Source organism: Herbihabitans rhizosphaerae, from assembly GCF_004216555.1.
GTDB classification, from domain to species: Bacteria; Actinomycetota; Actinomycetes; order Mycobacteriales; family Pseudonocardiaceae; genus Herbihabitans; species Herbihabitans rhizosphaerae.
On record NZ_SGWQ01000004.1, the window covers coordinates 65,549 to 92,452 of the forward strand.

Annotated in this window: 31 protein-coding genes; 16 read left to right on the forward strand and 15 right to left on the reverse strand. The window is 70.6% G+C overall.

Annotated features, from left to right (window positions below):
- Positions 1 to 5 precede the first annotated feature (5 nt).
- Entirely contained in the window at positions 6 to 1,130 is a 1,125-nt protein-coding gene (gcvT, locus tag EV193_RS34090; RefSeq protein WP_242613365.1) for a glycine cleavage system aminomethyltransferase GcvT, read from the forward strand.
- A 185-nt stretch (positions 1,131 to 1,315) separates the two neighbouring features.
- Here the strand turns inward: gcvT and EV193_RS13610 are convergent, their stop codons facing one another.
- A complete protein-coding gene (locus EV193_RS13610; RefSeq protein ID WP_130344481.1) occupies positions 1,316 to 1,600 on the reverse strand; it encodes a hypothetical protein in 285 nt (94 codons plus the stop codon).
- A 74-nt stretch (positions 1,601 to 1,674) separates the two neighbouring features.
- On the opposite strand from EV193_RS13610, the gene EV193_RS13615 reads away from it, so the two are divergent.
- The gene (locus tag EV193_RS13615) at positions 1,675 to 2,778 is read left to right on the forward strand and encodes a branched-chain amino acid aminotransferase (RefSeq protein ID WP_130344482.1); all 1,104 of its coding nucleotides are present in this window, start codon (positions 1,675 to 1,677) and stop codon (positions 2,776 to 2,778) included.
- On the opposite strand, the gene cobS is transcribed toward EV193_RS13615, so the two are convergent.
- The 3 genes from cobS to cobU form a co-directional block, all read right to left on the reverse strand.
- Positions 2,771 to 3,520, reverse strand: a complete 750-nt coding sequence (cobS, locus tag EV193_RS13620; protein ID WP_341273161.1) for an adenosylcobinamide-GDP ribazoletransferase — start codon at positions 3,518 to 3,520, stop codon at positions 2,771 to 2,773. The genes EV193_RS13615 and cobS overlap by 8 nt on opposite strands.
- Before the next feature lie 103 nt (positions 3,521 to 3,623).
- Positions 3,624 to 4,670, reverse strand: coding sequence for a nicotinate-nucleotide--dimethylbenzimidazole phosphoribosyltransferase (gene cobT, locus EV193_RS13625; protein ID WP_130344483.1), 1,047 nt, complete (start codon positions 4,668 to 4,670; stop codon positions 3,624 to 3,626).
- Positions 4,671 to 4,688: 18 nt separating this feature from the next.
- The gene (gene cobU / locus EV193_RS13630; RefSeq protein WP_130344484.1) at positions 4,689 to 5,222 is read right to left on the reverse strand and encodes a bifunctional adenosylcobinamide kinase/adenosylcobinamide-phosphate guanylyltransferase; all 534 of its coding nucleotides are present in this window, start codon (positions 5,220 to 5,222) and stop codon (positions 4,689 to 4,691) included.
- Between the two features lie 24 nt (positions 5,223 to 5,246).
- Here cobU and EV193_RS13635 point away from each other — a divergent pair, with 24 nt between their 5' ends.
- The gene (locus tag EV193_RS13635; protein ID WP_130344485.1) at positions 5,247 to 5,453 is read left to right on the forward strand and encodes a hypothetical protein; all 207 of its coding nucleotides are present in this window, start codon (positions 5,247 to 5,249) and stop codon (positions 5,451 to 5,453) included.
- A gap of 44 nt (positions 5,454 to 5,497) precedes the next feature.
- Here EV193_RS13635 and EV193_RS13640 read toward each other — a convergent pair whose 3' ends face one another.
- From EV193_RS13640 to EV193_RS13655, 4 genes are all read right to left on the reverse strand, one after another.
- Positions 5,498 to 6,253: a ComF family protein gene (locus EV193_RS13640; RefSeq protein WP_130344486.1), complete on the reverse strand. Its 756-nt coding sequence runs from the start codon at positions 6,251 to 6,253 to the stop codon at positions 5,498 to 5,500.
- The gene (locus EV193_RS13645; RefSeq protein ID WP_242613367.1) at positions 6,250 to 7,059 is read right to left on the reverse strand and encodes a DNA-processing protein DprA; all 810 of its coding nucleotides are present in this window, start codon (positions 7,057 to 7,059) and stop codon (positions 6,250 to 6,252) included. The genes EV193_RS13640 and EV193_RS13645 overlap by 4 nt, the downstream gene beginning before the upstream one ends.
- 231 nt (positions 7,060 to 7,290) lie before the next feature.
- A complete protein-coding gene (locus EV193_RS13650) occupies positions 7,291 to 8,280 on the reverse strand; it encodes an aldo/keto reductase family protein (RefSeq protein ID WP_130344488.1) in 990 nt (329 codons plus the stop codon).
- A gap of 17 nt (positions 8,281 to 8,297) precedes the next feature.
- On the reverse strand, positions 8,298 to 8,960 hold the full coding sequence (locus EV193_RS13655; protein ID WP_130344489.1) for a DUF3043 domain-containing protein: 663 nt from the start codon (positions 8,958 to 8,960) through the stop codon (positions 8,298 to 8,300).
- A gap of 45 nt (positions 8,961 to 9,005) precedes the next feature.
- Between EV193_RS13655 and EV193_RS13660 the strand changes: the two genes are divergently transcribed.
- Positions 9,006 to 10,133 (forward strand): glycerate kinase family protein, encoded by a 1,128-nt coding sequence (locus EV193_RS13660; RefSeq protein WP_130344490.1) that lies wholly within the window; start codon positions 9,006 to 9,008, stop codon positions 10,131 to 10,133.
- Here EV193_RS13660 and EV193_RS13665 read toward each other — a convergent pair.
- Positions 10,121 to 10,411 carry an antibiotic biosynthesis monooxygenase gene (locus EV193_RS13665; RefSeq protein WP_130344491.1) on the reverse strand — a complete coding sequence of 97 codons (291 nt, stop codon included), beginning with the start codon at positions 10,409 to 10,411 and terminating at the stop codon, positions 10,121 to 10,123. The two genes, EV193_RS13660 and EV193_RS13665, sit on opposite strands and share 13 nt — an antisense overlap.
- A 59-nt stretch (positions 10,412 to 10,470) precedes the next feature.
- Between EV193_RS13665 and EV193_RS13670 the strand changes: the two genes are divergently transcribed.
- Together EV193_RS13670 and EV193_RS13675 are read left to right on the forward strand one after the other, a co-directional pair.
- Positions 10,471 to 11,112, forward strand: a complete 642-nt coding sequence (locus EV193_RS13670) for a TetR/AcrR family transcriptional regulator (protein ID WP_130344492.1) — start codon at positions 10,471 to 10,473, stop codon at positions 11,110 to 11,112.
- Between the two features lie 98 nt (positions 11,113 to 11,210).
- On the forward strand, positions 11,211 to 11,561 hold the full coding sequence (locus EV193_RS13675) for a HesB/IscA family protein (RefSeq protein ID WP_130344493.1): 351 nt from the start codon (positions 11,211 to 11,213) through the stop codon (positions 11,559 to 11,561).
- Positions 11,562 to 11,735: 174 nt separating this feature from the next.
- Here EV193_RS13675 and EV193_RS13680 read toward each other — a convergent pair whose 3' ends face one another.
- The gene (locus tag EV193_RS13680; protein WP_130344494.1) at positions 11,736 to 12,764 is read right to left on the reverse strand and encodes an SMP-30/gluconolactonase/LRE family protein; all 1,029 of its coding nucleotides are present in this window, start codon (positions 12,762 to 12,764) and stop codon (positions 11,736 to 11,738) included.
- Positions 12,765 to 12,842: 78 nt separating this feature from the next.
- Entirely contained in the window at positions 12,843 to 13,013 is a 171-nt protein-coding gene (locus tag EV193_RS33270) for a hypothetical protein (RefSeq protein WP_165401347.1), read from the reverse strand.
- Positions 13,014 to 13,184: 171 nt separating this feature from the next.
- On the opposite strand from EV193_RS33270, the gene EV193_RS13685 reads away from it, so the two are divergent.
- Entirely contained in the window at positions 13,185 to 14,120 is a 936-nt protein-coding gene (locus EV193_RS13685) for a carbohydrate kinase family protein (RefSeq protein WP_130344901.1), read from the forward strand.
- A gap of 19 nt (positions 14,121 to 14,139) precedes the next feature.
- The gene (locus EV193_RS13690) at positions 14,140 to 15,516 is read left to right on the forward strand and encodes an FAD-binding oxidoreductase (RefSeq protein WP_130344495.1); all 1,377 of its coding nucleotides are present in this window, start codon (positions 14,140 to 14,142) and stop codon (positions 15,514 to 15,516) included.
- Here the strand turns inward: EV193_RS13690 and map are convergent.
- A complete protein-coding gene (gene map / locus EV193_RS13695) occupies positions 15,513 to 16,283 on the reverse strand; it encodes a type I methionyl aminopeptidase (protein WP_130344496.1) in 771 nt (256 codons plus the stop codon). The genes EV193_RS13690 and map overlap by 4 nt on opposite strands.
- Before the next feature lie 33 nt (positions 16,284 to 16,316).
- Here map and EV193_RS13700 point away from each other — a divergent pair, with 33 nt between their 5' ends.
- On the forward strand, positions 16,317 to 16,589 hold the full coding sequence (locus EV193_RS13700; protein WP_130344497.1) for a helix-turn-helix domain-containing protein: 273 nt from the start codon (positions 16,317 to 16,319) through the stop codon (positions 16,587 to 16,589).
- On the opposite strand, the gene asnB is transcribed toward EV193_RS13700, so the two are convergent.
- Positions 16,586 to 18,514: an asparagine synthase (glutamine-hydrolyzing) gene (gene asnB, locus EV193_RS13705; protein WP_130344498.1), complete on the reverse strand. Its 1,929-nt coding sequence runs from the start codon at positions 18,512 to 18,514 to the stop codon at positions 16,586 to 16,588. The two genes, EV193_RS13700 and asnB, sit on opposite strands and share 4 nt — an antisense overlap.
- A gap of 165 nt (positions 18,515 to 18,679) precedes the next feature.
- Here asnB and ctaC point away from each other — a divergent pair, with 165 nt between their 5' ends.
- The 6 genes from ctaC (at position 18,680) to EV193_RS13735 (ending at position 24,623) form a co-directional block, all read left to right on the forward strand.
- Positions 18,680 to 19,651, forward strand: a complete 972-nt coding sequence (gene ctaC, locus EV193_RS13710) for an aa3-type cytochrome oxidase subunit II (protein ID WP_130344902.1) — start codon at positions 18,680 to 18,682, stop codon at positions 19,649 to 19,651.
- Between the two features lie 55 nt (positions 19,652 to 19,706).
- Entirely contained in the window at positions 19,707 to 20,105 is a 399-nt protein-coding gene (locus tag EV193_RS13715; protein WP_130344499.1) for a cytochrome c oxidase subunit 4, read from the forward strand.
- Between the two features lie 110 nt (positions 20,106 to 20,215).
- Entirely contained in the window at positions 20,216 to 21,400 is a 1,185-nt protein-coding gene (locus tag EV193_RS13720) for a lipase family protein (protein WP_130344500.1), read from the forward strand.
- Positions 21,401 to 21,463: 63 nt separating this feature from the next.
- Positions 21,464 to 22,771 (forward strand): DUF1800 domain-containing protein, encoded by a 1,308-nt coding sequence (locus tag EV193_RS13725; RefSeq protein WP_130344501.1) that lies wholly within the window; start codon positions 21,464 to 21,466, stop codon positions 22,769 to 22,771.
- A gap of 13 nt (positions 22,772 to 22,784) precedes the next feature.
- On the forward strand, positions 22,785 to 24,035 hold the full coding sequence (locus EV193_RS13730) for a DUF1501 domain-containing protein (protein ID WP_423202166.1): 1,251 nt from the start codon (positions 22,785 to 22,787) through the stop codon (positions 24,033 to 24,035).
- Positions 24,036 to 24,080: 45 nt separating this feature from the next.
- Complete coding sequence (locus tag EV193_RS13735) at positions 24,081 to 24,623, forward strand: phosphoribosylanthranilate isomerase (protein WP_130344503.1); 543 nt, start codon at positions 24,081 to 24,083, stop codon at positions 24,621 to 24,623.
- Here the strand turns inward: EV193_RS13735 and trpD are convergent.
- Positions 24,620 to 25,663: an anthranilate phosphoribosyltransferase gene (trpD, locus tag EV193_RS13740; RefSeq protein ID WP_130344504.1), complete on the reverse strand. Its 1,044-nt coding sequence runs from the start codon at positions 25,661 to 25,663 to the stop codon at positions 24,620 to 24,622. The two genes, EV193_RS13735 and trpD, sit on opposite strands and share 4 nt — an antisense overlap.
- 4 nt (positions 25,664 to 25,667) lie before the next feature.
- Positions 25,668 to 26,078 (reverse strand): response regulator, encoded by a 411-nt coding sequence (locus EV193_RS13745; protein ID WP_130344505.1) that lies wholly within the window; start codon positions 26,076 to 26,078, stop codon positions 25,668 to 25,670.
- 162 nt (positions 26,079 to 26,240) lie between these two features.
- On the opposite strand from EV193_RS13745, the gene ctaE reads away from it, so the two are divergent.
- Positions 26,241 to 26,873 (forward strand): aa3-type cytochrome oxidase subunit III, encoded by a 633-nt coding sequence (gene ctaE / locus EV193_RS13750; RefSeq protein WP_130344506.1) that lies wholly within the window; start codon positions 26,241 to 26,243, stop codon positions 26,871 to 26,873.
- Positions 26,874 to 26,904 lie beyond the last annotated feature (31 nt).

The window sequence follows — 26,904 nt, forward strand, 5'->3', positions numbered from 1 at the left end:
CCGGCGTGAGCGCCTCAGTGAATTCGACGGACGATCTCCGTCGCAGCCCCCTGCACGCCAAGCACGTCGAACTCGACCCGACGTTCGCCCCGTTCGGCGGGTGGGAGATGCCCATCCAGTACGGCGGAGGCGGTGTCGTCGCCGAGCACACCGCGGTGCGCGAGACCGTCGGCCTGTTCGACGTGTCGCACCTCGGCAAGGCGCTGGTCGTCGGCGAGGGTGCCGCGGCGTTTGTGAACTCCTGCCTCACCAACGACCTGGGCAAGATCGTGCCGGGCAAGGCGCAGTACACGCTGTGCGCCACCGAGGAGGGCGGCACGGTCGACGACCTGATCGCCTACCTGGTGAGCGACGACGAGGTGTTCCTCGTGCCCAACGCCGCCAACACGGCCGAGGTGGTGCGCCGGCTCGCCGAGGCCGCGCCCGAGTCGATCACCGTCACCGACCAGCACGGCGACTACGGCGTGCTGGCCGTGCAGGGTCCGAAGTCCACCGAGGTGCTCGCGGCTGTCGGCCTGCCGACCGACCTGGAGTACATGTCGTTCGTGGACAGCGAGTGGAACGGCACCACCGTGCGGGTCTGTCGTACCGGGTACACCGGTGAGCACGGCTACGAGCTGGTGCCGCGCTGGGCCGACGCGCCGGCGCTGTGGGACGCGCTGCTCGCGGCGGTCACCGAGCAGGGCGGCCGGGCGGCCGGCCTCGGCGCGCGGGACACGCTGCGCACCGAGATGGGCTACCCGCTGCACGGCCACGAGCTGTCCTCGTCGATCACGCCGTCGCAGGGTGGCGCCGGCTGGGCGGTCGGCTGGAAGAAGGACGCGTTCTGGGGCCGCGACGTGCTGCTGGCCGAGCGGGAGAACAAGCCGGCGCGGCGGCTGCGCTGCCTGCGGGCGCTGGACCGCGGTGTGCCGCGCGCCGGGATGCCCGTGCTGGACGCGGACGGTCAGAAGATCGGCGAGACGACGTCCGGCACGTTCTCCCCGACGCTGCGCACCGGGATCGCGCTGGCGCTGATCGACACCGCCGCCGGTATCGAGGCGGGCACCGAGGTGGCGCTGGACGTGCGCGGGCGCACGCTGCGCTGCGAGGTAATCAAGCCGCCCTTCGTGGAGTCACACGTGAAGTGACCCTGAGCTGCGTGGGTGGTCCCTTGGGGCACGCCCAGGCGGCGCTCGGTTTATGCGGGACACCCGCACCCGGGACGTGCGTTGGCGTCCGCTCGAGTATGCCCAATACGAGTCGCTCCCATCACACGACCCGATGTAGCTCAGCTCATCCACCTGGACGCGCCCGGCGGGTCGTCTTCCGTCGACTAGCTGATGCCCAGCGTCACGAAGAACACGATCGCGGCGATGATCAACGTGATCACGAACGGGCCGGTCTGCACGTCGCGAGGGAAGAACTTGCCCTTGTGCTTGCTGCGCCACCACACGAGCCACCCGACCCACAGGGCCGCGCCGATGATGCCGCCGATCCAACTGCCCCACACGAAGCCGACGATGGCGGCCAGCGCCATCATCGGCATCACGAAGGCGACGGTCATCACGCGGATGTCCGAGCCGGTGCCGGCGGAAACGGTGTTCTCGACGTCGTTCACGCCGCACACGATACTTGACACGATTCCGCCAAAGTGCGATTTCCCGGAGAGTCCCGGCGAGATACATTCCTGACATGACCACCATGCCCTTCACCCAGACCCCGCACCCGTCGCCGGCGACCCCGGATCGGCTCGCGGAGGTATTGGCCAACCCGGGCTTCGGGCGGTACTTCACCGATCACATGGTGACGATCGCCTGGACGGCCGAGCAGGGTTGGCACGACGCGGAGGTCGGACCGTACCGCTCGTTCGAGCTCGATCCGGCCACCTCGGTGCTGCACTACGCGCAGGCGATCTTCGAAGGCCTGAAGGCATACCGCCAGGCCGACGGCTCGATCGTGGCGTTCCGCCCCGAGGTCAACGCCGCACGCCTGCGCGCCTCCGCGCGCCGCATCGCGATGCCCGAGCTGCCCGACGAGGTGTTCATCGACTCGCTGCGCGAGCTGATCGCGATCGACGAGCGCTGGGTGCCCGCCGCGGGCGGCGAGGAGTCGCTGTACCTGCGGCCGTTCATGATCGCCTCCGGCATCGGGCTCGGCGTGAACAGCCCGTCGGACCGGTACACCTACGCGCTGATCGCCTCGCCGGCCGGGCCGTACTTCCCGAGCGGGGTCAAGCCGGTCACCGTGTGGCTGTCCACCGAGTACGTGCGCGCCGCGCCCGGCGGCACGGGTGCGGCCAAGTTCGCCGGCAACTACGCCGCCGCGTTCGTCGCGCAGCAGCAGGCCGTGGAGAAGGGCTGCGACCAGGTCGTGTGGCTGGACGCGGTGGAACGCCGCTGGATCGAGGAGATGGGCGGGATGAACCTGTTCTTCGTCTTCGGGTCCGGCGCCAACGTCCGGGTGGTGACGCCCGAGCTGTCCGGCGCGCTGCTGCCCGGCGTGACCCGCGATTCGCTGCTGCGCCTGGCCTCCGACCTCGGCTACACCGTCGAGGAGCGCCGCATCTCCACCGAGGAGTGGGAGAAGAAGGCGGAGTCCGGCGAGCTGACCGAGGTGTTCGCGTGCGGCACGGCCGCGGTGATCACGCCGGTCGGGCGGGTGAAGCACGCCGACGGCGAGTTCAGCGTGTCCGGTGGCGCCACCGGTGAGGTGACCATGCGCCTGCGCGAGACGCTGACCGGCATCCAGCGCGGCACGGTGCCCGACTCGCACGGCTGGCTCACCAAGCTCAGCTGAGCGCGCACACCACCAGAACGATTGTCGTCGCGAGTTCGGCGGCCGCACCGAGCACGTCTCCGGTGAGGCCGCCGAATCGCCGTGTCGTGTGCCAGGACAGTCCTGCCGTGACGGCGGCAGCGGCGGCGACGGCGATCGGCCCGAGCCACGGGTAGCCGGGCACGGCCACGATGCCGATCGCCGCGAGGATGATCAACCACGCGGCGGGGATCACCGGGTGCTGGGTGCCCGCGACGAGTGCGCCGAGGCCCGTCTCGCGGGCGGCCGGCACGCCTCGGCGGCAGCACCAGGTGAACGCGGCGCGACTCGTCGCGAGGGCCAGAACGATTGCGCCCCAACGGTTGTGTGCGATCAACGCGCCGAGGGCGGCCGCCTGCGCGCCGAGTGCGATCACGAGGGCGGCCACGCCGAACGGGCCCGCGCCGCCGTCGCGCATCACCGCCAGCGCGCGTTCTGGTGGGCCGTAGCAGCCGAGGCCGTCGGCCGTGTCGGCCAGCCCGTCCAGGTGCATGCCCCGGGTGAGCAGGGCCAGCGCGCCGACGGTGACGAACCCGGCGAGCAGCGCCGGCGTGCCCAGCGCGTGCGCACCCTGGCCCAGCCCGGCGGCGATCACCCCGAGCAGCGCCCCGACGAGCGGCGCGGTGGCGATCGCCGCTCTCGCCGTCCGGGTGTCCACAGTGGACGGGCCGCGCACCGGCAGCACGGTGAGCCAGGACAGTGCCAGCCGCAGCCCGGAGATCACGGCGTACTGCGAACGCGCGAGTCCCGCGCTGGGACACGGTGAGTCCCGCGCTGTGCATCGTGCAGGGCGCGGGACTCACCGGTGCAGGGCGCGGGACTCGCGATCACGGGGACGTGGTGACGCCGGCGTCGGCGAAGGTGGCCATCTCGGCGAGCACTCGTGCGGACATGGTCACCAGGGGGAGTGCCGCCACCGCGCCGGAGCCCTCGCCGAGCCGCATGTCCAGCTCCAGCAACGGTTTCAGGTCCAGGTGCTCCAGCACCAGCGAGTGCGCCGGCTCGACCGACCGGTGCCCGGCCACCCACCATTCGCGCGCGCCCGGCGCCAGCTCCTCGGCGACCAGCGCCGCCGCGCCGGACACCACGCCGTCCAGGATCACCGGCGTGCGCCGCACCGCCGCCTGTGCCAGGAACGCCGCGATGGCGGTGATGTCCGCGCCGGCCGTGGTCCGCAGCAGTGCCACCGGATCGGTGCTCACCCGGCGGGCGCGGCGCAGCCCGTCCCGGATCGCCGCCGCCTTGCGCATCCACCCGTTGTCGTCGATCCCCGTGCCGCGCCCGACCACGGCGACCGGCTCCGAGCCGGTCAACGCGGCGATGATCACCGATGCCGGGGTGGTGTTGCCGATGCCCATATCGCCGGCCACGAGCAGGTCGGCGCCGCCGTCCACCTCGGCGTCGGCGATCGCCTGCCCGGCCTCGATCGCCGTGCGCACCTCGTCCTCGGTGAGCGCGTCCTCGCGGTCGATCGACCCGCTGCCGCGCCGCACCTTGTGCGCCGTGACGGCGGGTGGCGACGCCTCCGAGTCCACCGACATGTCCACCACGCGAACGGTCGCGCCCGCGGTGGCGGCCAGCACGTTGATCGCCGCGCCACCGGTCAGGAAGTTGGCCACCATCTGGCCGGTGACCTCGCTCGGGTAGGCGGACACGCCGCGCGCGGTCACCCCGTGGTCGCCGGCGAACACCACGACCCGTGGCCGGCCGAACGGCCTCGGCGGGCACTGGCCCTGGCACGCGGTCACCCAGACGCCGAGCTCCTCCAGCCTGCCGAGCGAGCCGGCGGGCTTGGTGAGCTGGGCGTGCCGGGCCACGGCCTCGCGCTTGGCGGTCTCGTCCGGCGGGCTGACGGGCGCGAACTCGGTGCTCAACGGTCCTCCTCGGCAGGGTCAGCGCAGCCGGAGTTGGATCCCGGCCACCATCAGCAGCACGTCCGTGCAGCGCTCGGCGACGGCGGCGTTCAGCCAGCCGAGCTCGTCGCGGAACAGCCTGCCAGAGCGGGTCGCCGGCACGATGCCGAGGCCGACCTCGTTGGTCACCATGATCAGCGGGCACTCACACGCGGTGATCGCCTGGAGTACCCGGTCGCGCTCGGCACGCATCGCGGCAAGCTCGTCCGCGCCGCCGTCCCAGACGCTCGCGTCGTCCATCGCGCCGGCCAGCCAGGTGGTCAAATCGTCCACGAGTAGCGGGTTTCCCGTGTGCCGCAACGCTTCCACGAGCGTGTCCGTGGTCGGCGCCTCCACTGTGTCCCAAGTGGACGGTCGCCGTCGCTCGTGCTCCGCGATCCGCTCGGTCCACTCCGCGTCGGACGGATCGCGCCGTGCGGTGGCCACGTAGATCGCCGGCTCGTCGGACAGCAGGCCCTCCGCGTGCGCCGACTTGCCCGAACGCGCGCCGCCGAGCACCAGGGTCCGTCGCACGGGCCGGACGTTACCCTGCGGCTCGTGGCATTCACCTGGGAGTACCGCTACGACGACGGCAAGCCCGGCCCCGCGCCCGGGCGCGATCACGAGTTCGAGGACCAGGACTCCGCCGAGGAGTGGTTCAGCGCCAACTGGGGCGAACTGCGCGACGCCGGCGTCCGCGAGGTCGTGCTCAAGGACGGTGACACCGAAGTCTACGGCCCCATGAGCCTCGACCCCGCGGACTGAGTCGATCGGTCACGTGGGGCAGGTGCCGCCACCGACAGGGCAGGTCATCGCGTTGTAGGGCTCGGTGCAGCGGTCGAGCAGGGCCTTGTGGTCGGGCCATTCGTCCTTGCACCACGGGCGACGCACAGCACGGTGACCTTGGCCGCGCCCGCGTCGTGCAGGGTGACGGCCGCGGACTGCGCCTTCGAGCCGGTGGTCCAGGTGTCATCGATCAGCAGAACGTGCCGGTCTCGGACTCGTGCCAGGTAGCTGAGCGGCACCTCGAAGCGGTCACCTCGGACACTGCGGGCCGGTTGGGCGTCGAAGCCGGGGCCGATGTCGAGCAGCAGGCGGTTCTCGGCGGCGTTGTTGGTCCGGATCTGACGCGCGAGGTTCGCGACCGGGTGGCTCGCGCCGGGGCGACCGGCTGAGGGGACGAACGTGATCGCCGTCCAGGGGCCGCCGGCCTGACGTGCGATGCAATCACCGTGCAGCGTCTCGGCAGCCTTGATCATGAGCGCCATGTCGTTCGCGCACTTGGGCGCCGGCGGCCGTTCTTTGTACGCCCAGACGGTGTGGGCGGACTGATGCCAGTCCGAACCGTCGCCGAGGCGTACATAGGTGAGGATCACGACGTGGTCGGCCAGGCGATCGCCGAACTCGTCTTCGTGGCGACGACACCGGCCGCACAGCGTCGATGTGGCCGGTCCGGTGCAGACCGTGCAGGTGACTCCGGGCCGGCGGACGGTGTTTCGGAAGAAGGCACCCACTCGCCGGTCGAGTAGGCGCCGCAACGCATCGGGATCGCCGCCTGCCGTCATCCGCCCGCGGAAGTGAGGAGTCTCGCGACCAGTTCGTCATCGAGAAGGATTTTGTCGATCTGCGCGGCGGCCTCGTCGGGACTGTCGGCGATGGTCACGCCCGGTTGGTCGCGAAGTGCGCGGCCCCACTCCGTGGCCAGCACCACCGACTTCATGAGGATCACCGGGCGGCCGTGGGCGACGGCCACGCGCGCCTGGATGCGGGCGCCGCTCTTCTCCCCGGCTTCGACGATCACCGTCGCCTTGCCGTAGGCGCTCATTGTGGCGTTGCGCAACGGAAAGCTCAGCTTGGTCGGCGGCGAGTTCGGCCAGAACTGTGAGAGCAGCAGCCCGTTGTGGGCGATGCGATCCTGGAGATCACGGTTGGCGGCAGGGTAGTACCGCTCGATGCCCGTGCCGATGACGGCGACGGTACGGCCACCGTGCGCCAACGCGGCCTCGTGTGCTGCCGCGTCGATGCCGGCGGCGAGGCCGGAGATCACTGTCAGTCCACGGTCGACGATCAGCCGCGCCACTTCGGAGGCGTCACGCACAGCCGCGTCCGATGCGGCTCGGGAACCGACCACGGAGACACCCGCGTCGTTCGGTCGTAGCCGGCCGCGGCTGAACAGCACGGGAGGGAACTCGTGCACGTCCCGAAGTTGCGCGGGGTAATCGGCGTCCATGAACGTCAGGAATCGATACGGCTGGTCTCGCCACGTGGCGATGTCTCCCGCCGCACTGGTGATCGCCTCGTCGTTCTCGCCGAACAGATCACCTGGATACGAGGATTCCCAGATCTGACGCGCGCTGCCCACCTCCGCCACGCGTGCGGCGAGCTGGGACCAGGACTGCCCGTCCGGCCGGGTACGCAAGAGCGCGACCAGTGCCGCCCGCTCGTCGCCGCCCCACGCTCGCATGCCCGACACCGTAGCGGTCCCGACACCGGAAACCGGCGTTGCGGGACCGAACGGATCGCGGGCGTGTCCTGCGGTCATGTCACCTCCCTCGACCCCAGTATATCGAACATGTGTGCGAGAGTGGTGAGGGATTCGGAGTTACGGGCTCTTGGTGTGGCGGGGGTCGTACTCGATCACGCCGTCGAGTGCAGCGTCGATCTTGTCGAGCAGTTCCTGCTCCAGTTTCACGCCGGACGCCTTGACGTTCTCCGCGACCTGCTCGGGCCGCGACGCGCCGATGATCGCCGAGGCCACGTTCGGGTTCTGCAGCACCCACGCCACGGCCAGCTGGGCCATCGACAGGCCGGCTTCCTCAGCCAGCGGCTTGAGCAACTGCACCTTGGTGAGCACGTCGTCGCGCAGCCACCGCTGGACGAACTCCGCACCGCTGTTCTTGTCGGTCGCGCGCGAGCCGGACGGCGGGGCCTGACCAGGCAGATACTTCCCGGTCAACGCCCCCTGCGCGATCGGGGACCACACGATCTGGCTGATCCCCTCACGCTCGCTCGCCGGCACGACCTGCGACTCGATCACCCGCCACAGCATCGAGTACTGCGGCTGGTTCGAGATGAACGGCACCTTCAGCTCACGGGCGATCGCCGCACCACGGGTGATCTCCTCCGCGGTCCACTCGGACACACCGATGTACAGCACCTTGCCCTGCCGCACGATGTCGGAGAAGGCAAGCATGGTCTCCTCGAGCGGCACGGTCCGGTCGAACCGGTGCGCCTGGTACAGATCGACGTAATCGGTCTGCAGCCGCTCCAGCGACCCGTTGATCGCCTCGTGGATGTGCTTGCGCCCGAGCCCGTGATCGTTCGGGCCGCCGGGGCCGGTGTGCCAGTAGACCTTCGTGAAGATCTCCACGCTCTCCCGGCGCTGCCCGGCCAGCGCCCGCCCGAGCACCGACTCGGCCCGCGTGTTGGCGTACACGTCGGCGGTGTCGAACGTGGTGATGCCCGCGTCGAGCGCGGCCCGCACGCACGCGTGCGCCGCGTCCTCCTCGACCTGGGAGCCGTGGGTGATCCAGTTCCCGTACGAGATCTCGCTGATGTTGAGGCCACTGCGGCCGAGGCGACGAAACTCCATGCGCCCCAAACTAGCCGTCAGGCGACCTTGTCGCCCGGCTTGACCCGAGGCTTGGGAACCCGCAGCTTGCGGATCTGGCTGGCGCGGATGAACGAGTACCACCCGACCGACAGCCCGCGCACGTGCTCGTCGGGGAACTTCGCGCGGATCTTCCTGGTGATCCGCCGCCCCTGCAGCACGCCCTCGACGATCATCAGCAGCAACATCAGCGTGATGAGCAGCGTCGAGTAGTACTGCACGACCTGGTTTTGCACCAGCATCGCGGCGAACACCAGCAGCGCCAGCGGCATGAACAGGCCGAGGAAGTTGCGCCGGGAGTCGACCAGGTCGCGGATGTAGGCCTTCACCGGGCCGCGGTCGCGGGGGAGCAGGTACTTCTCGTCGCCCGCCATCATCCGCTCGCGGCGCGTCCGCGCGGCGTTGCGCCTGTCCTCTTTGGACACGGGGTTCTTCTTGCGCATCTCCCGCGAGCGCTTGATCGCCTCGCGGGTGGTGCGCGGCGGGGGAGCGACCGGCCCGCGCTTGCGCCCCTCGGCTTCGCGGCGCTTCGGGGTGGGGCGGCCCTTGGCGGGCGTGTGGCCCCGTGGCGCGGTGTCCTGCGCATCCTCGACCTCCGCCTCGGCGGTGTCGGCCGTGTCGTCGGACGCGGTATCGGTGCTGTTGCGGCGCAGGAACCTCACGCCACCAGATTAGGACACTCGTGTGAACCCTCTAATGTTGGCCGGGTGCGCGTGCTGATCGCTCCGGACTGCTTCGGTGGAACGCTGACCGCATCGGAGGCCGCGGCGGCCGTCGCATCGGGTTGGCGCGGCACGGCGCCCGCGGATCGGCTGACGCTGCGACCGCTCGCCGACGGCGGGCCCGGTTTCGTCGAGGTACTGCACACCGCGCTCGGCGGCACCCCGCACCGGCTCGCGGTGCGCGGCCCGCTCGGTGCCGAGGTGGACGCGGTCTGGTTGGAGCAGGACGGCACCGCCTACATCGAGTCGGCGCAGGCGTGCGGGCTGCACCTGGTGCCGGCCCCCGAGCGCCGGCCGCTCGAGGCGAGCACCGCGGGTGTCGGCGACCTGATCAGGCACGCGGTCGACTCCGGCGTGCGGCGGATCGTGGTCGGCCTGGGCGGATCGGCCAGCACCGACGGCGGCTCCGGCATGTTGGCAGCGCTCGGGGCGGTCGCGGTGGACGACGACGGTGAGCCGTTGTCGCCGGGCGGGGGAGCGCTGGCCGGGTGTGCGCGGCTTTCCGGCGCGCCAGGGCTGTCCGGCGTGGAGCTGACCATGGCCTCCGACGTGACCAACCCGCTACTCGGAATCCACGGTGCCGCAACGGTTTTCGCGCCGCAGAAGGGCGCCGACGAGGCCGGCGTCCAACGATTGGAGCGCGCGCTGACCGTGTGGGCGGACGTGCTCGCCACGACGTTCGGGCAGGACGTGCGCGCCGAGTCCGGTGCCGGCGCGGCGGGCGGCCTCGGCGCGGGGCTGCTGGCCCTGGGCGCGCGGGTGGAGTCGGGGGCGGGACTGGTCCGCCGGCTCACCGGGCTGGACGCCGCGCTGGACGCGGCCGACCTGGTGATCACCGGCGAGGGCAGCTTCGACTGGCAGTCGTTGCGCGGAAAGCTGATCACCGCCGTGGCCGAGGGCGCGGCCGAACGCGGGCTGCCCTGTCTGGTGCTGGCCGGCCAGGTGAGCGTGGGCCGCCGGGAAGCCGGCGCGGTCGGCGTGGAGTCGTCCTACTCGCTGGCCGACCACGCCGGCTCGGTGCAGGCGGCCATGGCCGACGCGGCCGGCACGCTCGCCGCGCTGGCCGCCGATGTCGCCCGCGCCTGGTCGGACTCCGCCGGTCAGGCCTCGTAGACCAGCTCCACATCCTCCCCGGTCGGGTCCTTCGCCAGTTCGAACGCGGCCCGCGCTTCGGCACTGCCCGGTGCACTGGCACGGGCGGCGGCCAGGTGCTCGGCCGACTCCCACCGCCAGATCGCGACCCAGCTCTCGTCGTCCACTCTGCCGAGTCGCGCCTCGGCGGGGCCGGGACAGCTCGCGCGTGTCGCGGCGACCAGCGCGGCGTGCCGGGCCGTGAGTTGCTCGGCGTCCTGCGGGTTCGCGGTGAAACGGGTGATGACGGCGATCGACATTTTAGAGTTCCTCTCTAGAGTTGACTTCTAGTGACTGACTCTAGAGATAGACTCCAGCCATGTCACCTGTCAAGGACGAGGGGAAGCGGGCGGTCAAGGCGCGGGCCACCCGAGGCAAGATCGTGGACGCCGCACGCGAGCTGTTCGTCGAGCACGGATACGGCGCGACCAACCTGCAGGACGTGGCCGATCGTGCCGGTGTCGCGGTGCAGACGATCTACTTCGTGTTCCGGAACAAGCGGGCGCTGCTCAAGGAACTCGTGGACACCACGATCGCCGGTGACGACGCGCCGATCGCCACCATGGACCGCCCGTGGTTCCGCAACGCGCTGGCCGCGGAGACCGCGGAGGAGCACCTTCGAGCGCACGTCCGGGGGACGGCCGCCGTACTCGCCCGCGTGGCGCCGATCATGAAGATGCTCGAGGCGGCGGCCACCACGGACCCGGAGATCGTCGAGTTGTGGCCGGCCGAATCCGACCCGAGGTACGTCGTGCAGACGGCCGCCGCCGAGTCACTGATCACCAAGGAGGGCGCGCGACAGGACATCACCGCACGGCACGCCGCCGACATGCTGTACGCGATGCTCAGCCCGGAGCTGTACCTGCTGTTGGTGCGCGACCGCGGCTGGGGCGCGCGGCGCTGGGAGCACTGGGTGCTCGACACGCTGCGACCCCAGTTGTGCGCGGCGTGGCTCGGCTAACAACCGCGTCCGCCGCGGTGTGTGTCACCATGGAACAAGACACACAGCGCTAGCGTTGGCCATCGTTGTAGCGCTCGAGTGCGACCCGAGGGAGAACGATGACGACCGCCGAGAGCACCACGACCCACGGCGTGACCATGTCCGACGCCGCCGCCCAGAAGGCCAAGAGCCTCCTGGAGCAGGAGGGCCGTGATGACATGCACCTGCGCATCGCCGTCCAGCCGGGTGGCTGTGCGGGCCTGCGTTACCAGCTCTTCTTCGACGAGCGCACGCTCGACGGCGACCTCACCCGCGACTTCGAGGGCCTGACCGTGGCCGTCGACCGGATGAGCGCCCCGTACCTGCAGGGCGCCGTGATCGACTTCGTGGACAGCATCGAGAAGCAGGGCTTCACGATCGACAACCCGAACGCCGGCGGTTCCTGCGCCTGCGGCGACAGCTTCCACTGATTTCGGGGCTCGGCGCGCGATCTGCGGCGTTGTCGGGGCGCTTGCGTACGACGAGAACCGCAACCAAGGTACGCGGCGCGCCCCTCCGCCTTGCATCTCATCACGCCGATTCCCCGAACTCGGACTTGTGCGAAAGGGCCGGGACCGCAGCGCGGTCCCGGCCCTCGTCGCGTCTCAGATCCGGCGCAGCGTGAACTCGTTGGACAGTGGCTTGTCGCCGAAGATCTCGGCCAGGTTGCCGGCCACCACGTAGGTGCCGAACGGGGTGACCGCCGCCGTCGTCGGGTGCTTCTCCGGCCACGGACCCGACAGCCACGTCTGCCGCGCGGACGTCCAGCCGTCGTGCGAGCGCAGCACGGCGACACCCTCGTGGTCACGCTGCGCGGCCATCGTGTTCACCACGACCGCGAGCGAACCGTCCGGCCGCAGCGCGATCCCGTCCGCGCCGACCACCGGCACATCCAGCTTGACCTCGCTGATCCGCTCCGGCTTGCGCACCGGGACGCGGAACACCGCGCCCCGGTCGTAGCGGACCACGAGCAGGTAGCCGTCCGGGTGCCAGGCGATCCCGTTCGGCCCGCCGCCGTCCTTGCCGAGCAGGTCCGGCCGGCTCACGAACACGCTGGCCCGCCCGTCCGGATCGACACGCAGGATGTCGCCGCTGCCGATGTCGGTGACATAGGCGTTGCCGTCCGCGTCGATCGCGACGTCGTTCGCGCCGTGCGTGCCGGGCGAGGCGCCCGGCACCGCGCTCAGGTCGACGTGGTGCAGCTTCGCGCCCGTGGTCAGGTCGAAGATGCCGAGCCCGGACTGCTTACCCTTCGTGGCCAGCGTGGACTTCGTGCCGACGCCCGGGTCCATGTAGGGGGTGAGTACGCGGTTGCGGCGCCAGTCGACGTGCACGCCGACGGTGGACACCATCACGTCGTCTTTCACCAGCGTGCGCACCGAACCGTCCGGCAGCACCACGGACACCGTGCCGTGCCGCACCGAGCCGACCAGGAACGCGCGGCGGATCGGGTCCCAGGCAACGCCTTCCGGGTGCAGTTCGAACGCGGACCCGTTGATCACGGGCGGCGCGTGCGTCTCAGCGCTTGCCGACGGCGCGACCGCCAGGCCGGCCAGCGCGGTGACGGCGGCCGTGAGCACGGCACGCCGACGTAGAACAGACTTCATCGCGGAGATCTCCTCGGGTGTTCTCATCGCCCCAAGGCCAGACTCCGCGCGTTCGTGGATCTTGGCAACCGTCGAACGGCCGATCAGACGTATTCGTCCGGTCGATCAGACGTATTCGTCGAGTTCCCGGACCTGATTCAGGCACGCGTCGTCGACTCGCCACGGCACGACGGCCCTCGGCTGGGGGACATCGCCACGGCTGCCGCGCAGCGACTCCGGGATGTCTGAGCAGTCGGTGATGAATTCGGCGATGGACTCCGCGTCAGTTCTTTCCACACCTGAACGGTAAGCCGCTTCCTCGCACCCGAACACCCTTACCAGCTAGTAGTGTTGACCGCTGGTGCCTCCGTTCGCCCGTAAGGGTTACGAGTCGCCGTCGCTGTCCGCAGAGCAGGGGAGAACCACGTGGCCGTCGCCGTCGCCGGAAGCATCGCCACCGACCATCTCATGCACTTTCCAGGTCGCTTCGCCGACCATCTCGTCGAAGAACAACTGCACCGGGTGTCGCTCAGCTTCCTCGTCGACGATCTCGTCGTCCGCCGCGGCGGGATCGGCGCCAACATCGCGTTCGCCATGGGGGTGCTCGGCTGCAAGCCGGTGCTCGTCGGCGCGGTGGGCGACGACTTCGCCGACTACCGGTCCTGGCTCGAGCGGCACGGCGTGGACTGCGCGGGCGTGCGCGTCTCCGAGACCGCGCACACCGCGCGGTTCGTCTGCACCACCGACTCCGACATGTGCCAGATCGCCACGTTCTACGCCGGCGCGATGGCCGAGGCGCGGCTGATCGAGCTGGCGCCGATCGCCGCCAGGGCCGGCGGGCTGGACCTGGTGTTGATCAGCCCGGACGACCCGGAGGGCATGCTGCGGCACGCGCAGGAGTGCCGCCAGCGCGGGTACTCCTTCGCCGTCGACCCGTCGCAGCAGATGGCGCGCATGGACGGCGAGCAGATCCGCGACTTCATCGACGGCGCGGCCTACCTGTTCAGCAACGACTACGAGTGGGAACTGTTGCAGCGCAAGACCGGCTGGTCGGCCGAGGAAGTACTGGGGCGGGTCGGCATGCGGGTCACCACGCTCGGCGCCAAGGGCGTGGAGATCGTCAGCGCGGACGGCGAGTCGCTGCACGTGGGGGCGGTGCCGGAGGTCGTGAAGAAGGAGCCGACCGGCGTCGGCGACGGGTTCCGCGCCGGGTTCCTCGCCGGTGTCACCCAGGGCCTGTCGCTGGAGCGGGCGGCACAGCTCGGCTCGCTGCTCGCGGTGCTCGTGCTGGAGACCGTCGGCACCCAGGAGTGGACGTTCGACCGCACATCGGCGCTGGCCCGGATGGCCGGCGCGTACGGGTCGGACGCGGCGGCGGACATCGCGAAGATCCTGCCGTCCTGACCTGAGGGGCGGCCGGGCGATGATCAGCCGCGCGTTACGGGATCAGCTCGACGGTCGGGTGCTCACCAGCGGCGACGTCGAGTACGACGAGGCGCGCGGCCTGTTCAACGGCGCGATCGACATCCGGCCGTCGATGATCGCCCAGTGCGCGCACGCCAGGGACGTGCGCACCGCGCTCACCTTCGCCCGTGACGGCGGCCTGCCGATCGCGGTGCGCAGCGGCGGGCACGGGGTCACCGGCGCGTGCCTGGTCGAGGACGGCCTGGTGATCGACATGCGGATGCTCGGCGCGGTCACCGTCGACCCGGTCGCGCGCACCGCGACGGTCGGCGGCGGCGCGCTGTGGACGCACGTCGACCGGGCGTGCCAGCCGCACGGGCTGGCCACCACCGGCGGCCGGGCGTCCACCACGGGCGTGGCCGGCCTGACGCTCGGCGGCGGATCCGGTTGGCTGGAGCGCGCGTACGGGCTCACCTCGGACAACCTGCTGTCGGTCGACCTGGTCACCGCGGCCGGCGAGCTGGTCACGGCGAGCACGACCGAGCACCCGGACCTGTTCTGGGCGCTGCACGGGGGCGGCGGCAACTTCGGCATCGCCACGTCGTTCACGTTCCGGCTGCACCCGGTCGAGCGGGTGACCGCCGTGCTGCTGCTGTGGCCGGCCGATCGCGGCAGACAGGCCGCCGGCCGCTTCCGGGACGTGTTCGCCGAGGCACCCGACCACGCCGGCGGCGCGATGTTGTTCCTCACCGGTCCGCCGCGGCAATTCGCGCCGGCCGAACTGGCCGGGCGGCACTGCTTCGGCGCGCTGGTCACCTACCTCGGGCCGGAGGACGAGGCCAGGCGACTGATCGCGCCGCTGCTGGAGCTGGACCCGCCGGGCGGCTTGATCGCCGAGATGCCCTACGCCGACCTGCAGAGTGCGCTGGACGACCCGCCCGGCATGCGCAACCACTGGTCGAGCGACTACCTGGCCGCTCTGCCGGACGCCGCGCTGGACGCGTACCGCGCGAGCGCCGAGCGGATGATCGTGCCGTCCGCGTCGCAGTACCAGTTGGTGCCCTGGGGTGGGGCGGTGGCGCGCGGTGCCGGCACCTCCCCGATGGCCGATCGCGAGGCGGCCTGGGTGGTGCACCAGGTCGGCATGTGGGAGGGCGCCGAGAACGACGAGCGTGGCCGGGAGTGGGTGCGGCAGACTCGGGACGCGATGCGGCCGTGGACGACCGGCGCGACGTACCTCAACTTCATCGGAGACGAGGGCGCCGACCGGGTGCTCGCCGGTTTCGGTCCGGCCAACCACGCGCGGCTGTCCGCGATCAAGGCGGAGTACGACCCGGACAACGTGTTCAACCGCTGGCACAACGTGCCGCCGAAGCAAAGACCCGTACCCGCTTAGACGCGCGCGGTCAGCACCCGAGGCCCGTCGTCGGTGATCGCCACCGAGTGCTCGACGTGGGCGGCGCGGCTGCCGTCGGCGGTGCACAGTGCCCAGCCGTCGGCGGCCGTGTAGTACTCGTCGCGCCCGCCGGCGTGGAACATCGGCTCGATGGCGATCGCCAGGCCGGGGCGCAGCCGCAGGCCCTTGCCCGGCTCACCCTCGTTCGGCACGGCGGGCGCCTCGTGCATGGCGCGGCCGATGCCGTGGCCACCGAAGTCGTCCGGAATCCCGTAGCCGGCCGCGCGCCCGATCACGCCGATCGCGTCGGCCACGTCGCCGAGCGTGTTGCCGGGTACGGACGCCGCGATCGCCGCGTCCAGCGCGCGGGTGGCGGTGTCGATCAGCGCGAGGTCCTCCGGTTTCGGCGTGCCGACGGTGAAGGAGATCGCTGAGTCGCCGTGCCAGCCGTCCAGGTGCGCGCCGCAGTCGATGCTGACCAGGTCGCCGTCGGCGAGCCGGTAGCCGTCCGGGATGCCGTGCACGATCACGTCGTTGACCGAGGAGCAGATCACCGCGGGGAACGGCGTGTCGGCGAATCTCGGCTGATAGTGGAGGAACGACGACTTCGCCCCGGCGTCGGCGATCACCGACGCGGCCACCTCGTCCAGTTCGAGCAGGCTGACACCGACGCCGGCGTGCGCGCGCACGGCGGTCAGGGCGGCGGCGACGATCTGGCCGGCCGCGTGCATGGCGTCGATTTCGGTTGGCGTCTTCAGCTCGATCACGCGGATAACTATACCGGTATTACTATGACGGACATGGTGCGACCGCCGTTGAGTCCGGAAGAGCGCGAGCGCGGGGAGCGGCTCGGCGAACTGCTCCGCGCGGCCAGGCACAGCCGCAGCATGGTGGAGGTCGCCTCGGCCGCCGGCATCTCGGCGGAGACGCTGCGCAAGATCGAACGCGGCCGCGTCCCCACACCGGCGTTCTTCACCGTGGCCGCCGTCGCCAACGCGGTCGGGCTGCCGCTGGACGAGCTCGCCGCCGCCACCGAGCCGGTGGGCAGCGGCAAGCTCACCCGCGTGACTTAGATCTTCACCGGGTACTGCGGCTCCGGCACGTCGACCTTGATCCTGTTCTCCACGAAGATCCCGTGCCAGATCATGAACATCAGCAGCGCCCAGATGCGCCGGCTGTGGTCCAGCGTCTCCGACCGGTGCTCGTCCAGCAGCCGGAGCACCGCGCGCTTGTCGATCAGCTCGTCGGTCTTCGAGTCGTTGACGATGCCGCGCGCCCAGTCGTACATCTCCGCGCGCAGCCACAGCCGCAGCGGCACCGGGAAGCCGAGCTTGCGGCGGTTCAGCACGTGCGCCGGAACGATCTCGGCGAGCGCGCGACGCAGCGCGTGCTTGGTGGTCTCCCGGGTGATCTTCTCCTCGAGCGGGATCTGCGAGGCGATCTTGAACACCTCGGGATCCATGAACGGCACCCGCAGCTCGAGCGAGTTGGCCATGGTGACCCGGTCCGCCTTGACCAGGATGTCCCCGCGCAGCCAGGTGAACAGGTCCACGTGCTGCATCCGGGTCACCGGGTCCCAGTCGGCCGACACGCGGTACGGCCCGGCCGTGATGTCCTGGTGGCCCACGTGCGGGTCGAACGTGCGCAGCACCTCGCGGAGCTGGTCGTCACGGAAGATCCGGGCGTTGCCGTAGTAGCGCTCCTCCAGCGACAGCGCGCCGCGGCGGAGCAGGTCCTTGCCGCGGGTGCCCTCCGGGATCCTGGTGGACACCCGGCCCATCGCCTTGCGCAGCGCGCCGGGCACCTTCTCGAAAGCCTTGAGGGACAACGGTTCCCGGTAGATCGTGTACCCGCCGAACAGCTCGTCGGCGCCCTCGCCGGACAGCACCACCTTCACGTGCTTGCGCGCCTCGCGGGCGATGAACCACAGCGGCACCAGCGCCGGGTCGGCCACCGGATCGTCCAGGTACCAGACGATCAGCGGCATCGCCGCCATCATCTCGTCCGCGGACACCGTGCGGACCACGTGCTTCACGCCGATCGCCGCCGCCGACTCGGCCGCGACGTCCACCTCGGAGTAGCCCTGGCGCTCGAATCCGGTGGTGAAGGTGATCAGGTCCGGGTTGTGCTGCTTGGCCAGCGCCGCGATCGCGGTCGAGTCGATGCCGCCGGACAGGAACGAGCCGACCGTCACGTCCGCGCGCATGTGCTTGGCCACCGAGTCGCGCATGACCTCGGCGATCTCGTGGTGCAGCCGCGCGCTGTCGCCCGGGGTGCTGATCGGCCGTGAGGTGAACTGGGGGGAGAAGTACCGCTCGGTCACGAGCTGCCCGCCCGGCGACACGGTGAACGATGTGCCGGACTCGATGCGGCGGATCTCGCGGTGCAGCGACTCCGGCTCCGGCACGTACTGCAGCACCAGGTAGTGCTGCAGCGCGGTGCGGTCCAGCGACGGGCGCAGGCCCGCGACGTCGGCCAGCTCCAGGATCGACTTCTTCTCGCTGGAGAACACCACGCCGTTCGCGCCGACCGCGTAGTACAGCGGCTTGATGCCGAACGGGTCGCGCGCGCCGAAGATGACCTTGCGCTTGGAATCCCAGATCAGGAACGCGAACATGCCGCGCAGCCGGCCGACGGCGGACGGCCCGAGGTGGTGGTACGCGGCCAGGATCGTCTCGCCGTCACCGTCGGTGGCGAACGCCGCGCCGAACCGGTCGGCCAGCTCCGCGCGCAACTCCAGGTAGTTGTAGATCTCCCCGTTGAAGACCATCGTGTAGCGGTTGGGCTCGTCCGGCGGGCCCCAGGACAGCGGCTGGTGCGAGTGCTCCAGGTCGATCAGCGACAGCCGGTTGAACCCGAAGACGGCCTCACCGCGGTGCTGGGCGCCGTGCTCGTCGGGTCCACGGTGGCGCTGACAGCGCATCGCGTTCTGCACCGCCGCACGGGCGTCGGCGGCATCGGATTCGTTCTGGCATATCAGGCCAAGCAGACCGCACACGCTTTTCGCGCACCTCTCGATTTGGGATGTACCACGAGACACCAAGTATGCCGGCTCACGGAGGGTGGCCCCGGCGGGGACTCGCGATCACCCCGTGCCGGTGTGGCGTGCGTCGCTGAGCTAGGCTCCGCCATGACTTCGGGGTGCCGGTCACCGGTGCCGCGAATGCGTCTGGAGAACGGCGGAGTGAGGAGTCACGCAGTGGGCACAGTCCCCCGGGCAGTGAAGGTGCTCGGCCTGGTAGCGCTGGTGGCCGTCGCGGCAAGCGGCTGCTCCGCCGACGAGGTGCTCCGGTTCGGCTGGCCGGACGGTGTCACCCCACAGGCCGACGAGATGCGTCAGTTGTGGACTTGGGCGACCGTCGCGGCGCTCGTGGTCGGCGTGATCACCTGGGCGCTGATCCTGTGGCCGGTGGCGTTCCACCGCAAGAAGGGCGACACGCTCCCGAAGCAGTTCCAGTACAACCACTTCCTGGAGTTCATCTACACCGGCCTCCCGGTGATCATCGTGGTGGTGCTGTTCTACTTCACCGCCACCACGGAGAACTCGGTGCTGGCCGAGGAGAAGGACCCGGACGTGACCGTGGACGTGGTGGCCTTCCAGTGGAACTGGGAGTTCGACCACAAGTCCTACAAGGACGCCGGTGGCACGCTGCGTGAGCCGAAGGACCCCGAGGGCGGGCCGCTCGTGCGCACCGTCGGCAACTCGCGCGAGATCCCGCTGCTGGTGCTGCCGACCAGCCGCACGATCCACTACAACCTGCGCGCCGTCGACGTGATCCACTCGTTCTTCGTGCCGGAGTTCAACTTCAAGCGGGACGTGTTCCCGCACCCGGAGAAGAACAACCAGGACAACACGTTCCAGAACCGGATCGACCAAGAGGGCTCGTTCGTCGGCCGCTGTGCCGAACTGTGCGGCACGTACCACTCGGGCATGAACTTCGAGGTCCGCGCGCTCAGCCCGGACAAGTTCGACCGATTCATGACGCTGCGGCAGCAGGTCAACCCGAAGACCAACGCGCTGTACACCACGGCGCAGGCGCTCGAGGAGATGAAGTGCGGCCAGCTGTGCTCGCCGACGGCGGTGACCACGGTGCCGTTCAACACCGACCGCACCGCACGGGTGCCGTCGGGCTGATCAGGCACGTGCACGTCGGGACAGTGGTACAAGCACGGGTGAGAGTGAGGACACCATGAAGGTCGAAGCCAGGATCTTCGAGCTGTGCACGGTCTTCTTCTTCATCGCCGCGATCGGCTACGGGATCTGGGCGAAGGAGCCGGTCGGCATCGTCGGGCTCACCCTCACCGGCGGGCTCACGCTGATCATCGGCACGTACTTCCGGTTCGTCGCCCGCCGCATCGAGGAGCGGCCGGAGGACAACACGGAGGCCGAGGTCAGTGACGGCGCCGGCGAGCTGGGCTTTTTCAGCCCCGGCAGCTACTGGCCGGTCGGCCTGGCCGCGTCGGCCGCGCTGTGCGGTGTCGCGCTGGCGTTCTGGCAGGTGTGGCTGATCATCATCGCGGTCGGCCTGATCCTGCTCGCGATCGGCGGCCTGGTTTTCGAGTACCACACCGGCCCGGCGCACGACTGAGGCGCGAGTCCCGCGCCCTGCACCGGCGAGTTCCGCGCCCTGCACCCATGGCTGACACTGTGGGTGCGGTTCCGGTCGCGCTGTGAGGTTGGGCGCTCTACCGTGCAAGGGTGCGCAAAATCGCTCTCGCCGTGGTCGGTGTGGCGCTCGCCGTCCTGGGGCTCGTTGTCGGTGTAGCGCCGGGCGCGGCGGAATCCGCCGCGGTGGTGAGCGTTCCCGAGCCGGACGACGATCCGTTCTTCCGGCCTGCTCCCGGGTACGAGTCCGCGCCTCCTGGCACGGTGTTGAAGAAGCGCCAGGTCAGCGTGCCGATGCCGGTGACGGCGTACCAGTTCCAGGTGCGCACCAACGACGCGAAGGACAACCCGGCGACCGTGGTGTCCACGTTGCTGGTGCCGCCGACGCCGTACCCGCTGGGCAAGCGGCCGCTGTTGTCCTACCAGCCGGCCATCGACAGCCTCGGTGATCAGTGCAATCCGTCGTACACGTTGCGCACGGGCACCGAGAAGGAGGCCGTGCTGCTCGGCATGGGCCTGGCCAAGGGCTGGGCCGTCGTGGTGACCGACTACCAGGGCCCGCGCGACGCGTTCGCGGCCGGTCGCATGGAAGGGCACGGCGTGCTGGACGGCGTGCGTGGTGCGCTCGCCCTGCCGGAGGCGGGACTCGCCGGCTCACCGGTCGGGCTGTGGGGCTACTCCGGCGGTGCGCTCGCGTCCGGATGGGCCGCCGAGCTGCAGCCGTCCTACGCCCCCGAGTTGCAGATCAAGGGCGTGGCGGCCGGTGGCACGCCGGCCGATCCGGAGGCGGCGGTCCGAACCATCGAAGGTGGGATCGGCGCCGGGCTGGCCGTGGGCGCGATCATGGGCGTGATGCGCGAGTACCCCGAGCTCGAGCAGCTCATGAACGACGCGGGCCGCGAGCTGCGCGACGAGGTGGCCGACCTGTGTGTCACCGACCTGACCGTCCGCTACCCGTTCCGCAAGATCGCGGAGTTCACCACGTCGCCGGACCCGCTGAACGAGCCGGTCGCCAAGCAGGTGCTGGCGCTGAACACGATGGGCTCGAAGGCGCCGACCGCACCCGTGTACCTGTACCACTCGCTGTTCGACGAGCTGGTGCCGCACAAGTCGGCGGTCACCGTGTCCAAGCAGTGGTGCGCCCAGGGCACCAAGGTCAAGCTCTACACCGACATTCTGAGCGAGCACGCGATTCTCGCGGTGACCGGCGCACCCGCCGCCGTCGCCTACCTGGACGCGCGTTTCCTCGGCCGGCCGGCGCCGTCCACGTGTAGCTGAAGATCCGCTGAGCGTCCTCGCCGAGAAGCCGCGGCGCGCCCCGGGCGGGTGAACAATCAGGGCGTGGCGACGCTTGACGACCCCGCCGCCGTGCGGCGGCTGATCGACCGGCTCGGGTTCGGCCCGAGGCCGGGCGAGCTGGCGACCGGTGTGCGCGCCGGGTACGCGGCGACCGCGCGGCGCTTGCTCGCGCCGGCCGCCGACCCCGGCGCGACCGCGACCCCGCTGCCCGACCTCGGCCCGGAACCGGACTACGCGAACAAGGACAAGGAAGCCCGGCAGCGGGCCCGCGAGGTCCTGCGCGACCAGCGGACCACCGCCTTCTTCTGGTGGCTGGACCGGATGTCCGCGGCCGACGTGCCGCTGACCGAGCGGCTGACCTGGTTCTGGCACGGGCACTTCGCGACCAGCGCGCAGAAGGTCAACAGCGCTCGGCTGATGCTGGCGCAGAACGAGACGATGCGCCGGCTCGGCACCGGCGACTTCCGTGCGCTGTGCGAGGCGCTGATCGTCGACCCGGCGATGATCATCTGGCTGGACGGGCAGCGCAACAAGATCGGCAAGCCGAACGAGAACCTGGCCCGTGAGTTCATGGAGCTGTTCACCCTCGGCATCGGCAACTACTCCGAGAAGGACGTGCAGGAGGCCGCCCGCGCGCTGACCGGATGGCAGGTCGATCGCCGCGCCGGCACCGTCGACGTGCGGCCCAAGCAGCACGACGCGCGGGACAAGACCGTGCTCGGCAGCACCGCCAACCTGGACGCCGTCGGGCTCGCCCGGCTGCTGGCCGACCAGCCGCGCGCGCCCCGGTTCGTGGCCGAGCGGCTGTGGTTCCGGCTGGTGAGCGGCACACCGCCGGCGCGCGATGTGGTGGACCGGCTGACCGCCGCGTACGGCCCCAACCGCGACGTGCGCGCGATGGTCGACGCGATCACCCGCGAGCCCGCGTTCCGGGACAGCGCGAACACCCTGGTCAAGGAGCCGGTGCTGTGGGCGGTCGGGCTGATGCGGGCGCTGCGCGTGCGGCCGTCCGCGTTGCCGCCGCAGGAGAAGGCGCAGCTGAACAACTATCTCAAGGCGATGGGCCAGCAGCCGTTCCTGCCGCCGACGGTGGGCGGCTGGCCGGACGGCGCCGCGTGGCTGTCCACCTCGGCCGGCCTGGCCAGGATGAACCTCGCGCGGCTGATCGCGCGCCGGGGCGACCTCGGCCCGCTGACCGGCGCGCGGGACAAGCCGACGGCGCTGCGCGAGCTGCTCGGCGTGGACGCCTGGAGCCAGCGCACGTCCTCGGCACTCGGCAAGGTCGCCGGCAGCGTGCCCGACCTGGTCGCCGTGGCGGCCTGCGCGCCCGAGTACGTGGTCAGCGGATAGGGGAGTGGATCTCGTGGACAAGCTGACTCGCAGGCGGTTCCTCACCATGTCGGGGGTGACCGCGGCCGGCGCGCTCGCCGTGGGCGCGACCCAGGTGAACTGGGACGACCTGCTCACCGCCGCCGAGCGTGACCCGCTGCCGCCGGACGCCGGCGTGCTCGTCGTGGTCACGCTGTACGGCGGCAACGACGGGCTGAACACCGTCGTCCCGGCGGGCGATCGCGCCTACCAGGACGCGCGCCCGGCTCTCGCGTACAAGCCGAACGAGGTGCTCGATCTCGGTGAGGGGCTGGGGCTGAACCCGGGCATGAAGGGCCTCAAGAGCCTGTGGGACGAGCGGAGGCTGGCCGTCGTGCGCGGTGTGGGCTATCCGAAGCCGGACCGCAGCCACTTCCGCTCGATGGCGATCTGGCAGACCGCCTCGCCGCAGACGCAGAGCCGCACCGGGTGGGTCGGCCGCTGGCTGGACACCACCGGCGACGATCCGCTGCGCGCGGTGTCCGTCGAGCCGGTGCTCCCGCCGTTGCTTGCGGGGGAGAAGACGGCCGGCGCGTGCCTGCCGGCCAGCGGGCTGAACCTGCCGAAAGGCCAGCTCGGTGCGGCGTTCCGGGCGCTCGGCACGCCGTCGCCCGGCGAGGGTGCCGAGCAGGCGCTGGCCGCGAAGTCGGTGACCGATCTGCATCGTGCGGCCGAGGTGCTCGGCGCGGCGCTGCGGGAGAGCAAGGAGCAGGAGGACCACGACTTCGACGAGGAGCGCAACAAGGGTGCCTCGGCCGGCGGGGGCGGTGGGCTCGCCGGGCAGTTGGACCTGATCGCCGGCCTGGTCGAGGTGGGCGTGCCGACCCGGGTGTACTCCACGTCGCTCGGCGGGTTCGACACGCACGCCGACGAGCGCGGCACCCAGCAGCGGCTGCTCACCGAGCTGGACGTGGCGCTGTCCGGGTTCGCCCGGCGGCTGGCGACGACCGATCGCGGCCGGCAGGTCGTGGTGCTGGTGTACTCCGAGTTCGGGCGCAGGGTGCGGGCCAACGGTAGCCAGGGCACCGACCACGGCACGGCCGGCCCGCTGTTCGTGCTGGGCGACCAGGTGCGCGGCGGGTTCCACGGCGAGCAGCCCAGCCTGACCGACCTGGACGACGGTGATCTCAAGGCGACCGTGGACTTCCGCGACGTGTACGGATCGATGCTGGAACGGGTGCTCGGCGCGGACGCCGGACGGGTGATCGGCGATCACCGCGGCCGGCTGGACGCGGTGATCACCTAGGCACCGGATCCCTTGGGGTGCAAGACTTTCCACTACGGTGAGTTCATGTTCGTGAAAGTCTGCGGTCTGACCACCGAGGAGCAGATCGACTGGGCCGTCGATCTCGGCTATTCCGCCATCGGCGTCGTCGGCACTCCGCGTAGTAAACGCCATTGCGAGCACTCGAGAGCACGTGTGCTCGCCGACTACGCGCGTGGCCGGATCACGACCTTCGTCGTGGCGCTCGACATGGCCGAGGTGACCGATCTGGTCGAACACTTCGATGTCGTGCAGCTCTACCAATGGGTCGAGCTGCCTAATCTGGCCTTTTGTTCGTCGAGTGAGCCCAGCCCCGGTCAAGAATACGAATACTTCTTCTACGATGCGAGCGCCGGCTCGGGAAACTATTCCGCATTTCCGGATTGGGTTCGCGAATTGCCTGGTCAGGTGGTGCTGGCTGGTGGTCTGAACGCGGAGAACGTGGCAGGCGTGATCGCCGACCATCGCCCCTTCGGAGTGGACGTGTCGAGTTCCGTGGAGTCGGCTCCGGGCGTCAAGAGCTACGAATCGATGAAGCGGTTCAAACAGGCGGTCAGGGCTGCGGATTAGCTGGCGAGACTGGTGGAGCGAGCCGCCCAGCGGGCCAGGAGTTCGGCGCCGGCGCCGGAGTCGACGGCCTCGCTCACTTGCTGGTGACCCGCGCGCAGATCGGCCGCGAGGTCGCCGGTCAGTCCCCGGTGGGTGGCCACCGCGGCCGCCGCGTTGAGCAGCACCGCGTCGCGCACCGGCCCGCGCTCGCCGGCCAGCAGGGCGCGCACCACCTCGGCGTTCACCGCGGCGTCGCCCCCGGCCAGCGCGTCCGGCGTCACCAGCGGGATGTCCACCATGGCCGGATCGATGCTGTCCAGGCGCACCGTCCCGCCGGAGACCGCCCACACCGTGGTGGTGGTCGTGGTGGTGATCTCGTCCAGTCCGTCGTCGCCGCGCACCACCAGCACGCTGCCGCCGCGCTTGGCGAACACCTCCGCCACCACCGGCGCGACCCGCTCGTTGGCGCACCCGACCAGGCCGGCGTTCGGCTGCGCCGGGTTGGTCAGCGGCCCGAGCACGTTGAACGCCGTGGGGATGCCGATCTCGCGGCGGGTCGGGCCGGCGTGCCGCAGCGCCGGGTGGAACGCGGGCGCGAAGCAGAACCCGATACCCAGCTCGTCGACGCAGGCGCGCACCGCCTCCGGCGTCAGCTCGATCGCGACGCCCAGCTCCTCGAGCACATCCGCGGTGCCGCACTGGGACGACGCCGCCCGGTTGCCGTGCTTGACCACCGGCACTCCGGCCGCGGCGGTCACCAGCGCGCTCATCGTGGAGATGTTGACCGTGCCGGCCTGGTCGCCGCCGGTGCCGACGATGTCCACCGCGCGGATGTCCACGTGCACCCGCCGCGCGTGCGACAGCATCGCCTCCGCGAGGCCGGCGATCTCCTCCGGCGTCTCGCCCTTGGCGCGCAGCGCGACCATGAACGCGGCGATCTGCGCGGACGACGCGCTGCCGGACATGATCTGGTCCATCGCCCAGGTGGTGTCCGAGGCTGACAGGTCGGTGGCGGCGACGAGCTGGTTCAGCAGTGCGGGCCAGGTTCTGGCGTCGGCCATGGCGCTACCCGCGGACGACGGGCAGGCGGTGCGTGCGCAGCACGTCCGCCACCGTCTCGGCGGCGGTCAGCGGGTCGAGCGGGTGCACGAGCACCGCGTCGGCCTGGGACCAGGTGGCCAGCCAGCGGTCGTCCTTGCGCCGCACGGCGACCACGATCGGGGGGCATTCGTCGATCTCGTGCCGCAGCTGCCGGGCCAGGCCGATGCCGCCGGTGGGCTGCGCCTCGCCGTCCAGGATGGCCAGGTCGATCTCGCCGGAGTCGGCCTCCATCAGCACCTCGGCGACCGTCCCGGCCTCGACATAGGTCACACGTCCGATGTCCGCGGCCGGACGGCGCCCGACAGCTGTGATGATCGTCTCGCGAACCTGCGGCCGGTGACTGAACACCAGGATCTTCAGCGGCGAGGTGGTCATCGCGTGGTCCTCTTCCGGGTCGGCGGGCGGCCTGAGGTGGCGATCGTATCCGCACGCCAGGGCGAGGTTTCGAGTAGCCCACCGGTGTGATCGACCAAACGACGACCCGAGGTGGGACTCGCCGGAGACCCGGAGGCGCAATCTCAGGTTGGCCAAGCCATAATGCGTCGCGTGACGACAGCAGCGCCTTCCATCAGCCAGCGTGTGCACTCGCTGAACCGGCCGAACATGGTCAGCGTCGGCACCATCGTCTGGCTGTCAAGCGAGCTGATGTTCTTCGCCGGCCTGTTCGCCATGTTCTTCACGGTGAAGGCGCAGAACGTCGGACCTTGGCCGCCGAACCCGCCCGGGTGGCACGAGGCGGAGCCCTTCCATCTGAATCTGCCGTGGGCGCTCCCGTTCACGCTGGTACTGGTGGCCTCCTCGATCACCTGCCAGATCGGCGTGTTCTGCGCGGAGCGCGGCGACGTCTTCGGTCTGCGGCGCTGGTACACGATCACGCTCGTCATGGGCGCGATCTTCCTGTTCGGCCAGGTGTACGAGTACGTCCAGCTCGTCGGCGAGGGCGTGACGATCCCGGCCAACGGCTACGGCACGGTCTTCTACCTGACCACCGGCTTCCACGGGTTGCACGTGCTCGGCGGGCTCGTCGCGTTCGTGTACCTGATCATTCGCACCAAGCTGAGCAAGTTCACGCCGGCCCAGGCCACCTCGGCGATCGTCGTGTCGTACTACTGGCACTTCGTCGACATCGTGTGGATCGGCCTGTTCGCCGTGATCTACCTCGTTCCTTGAGCCAGCCGAACCGACGCCGAACCACCACGAG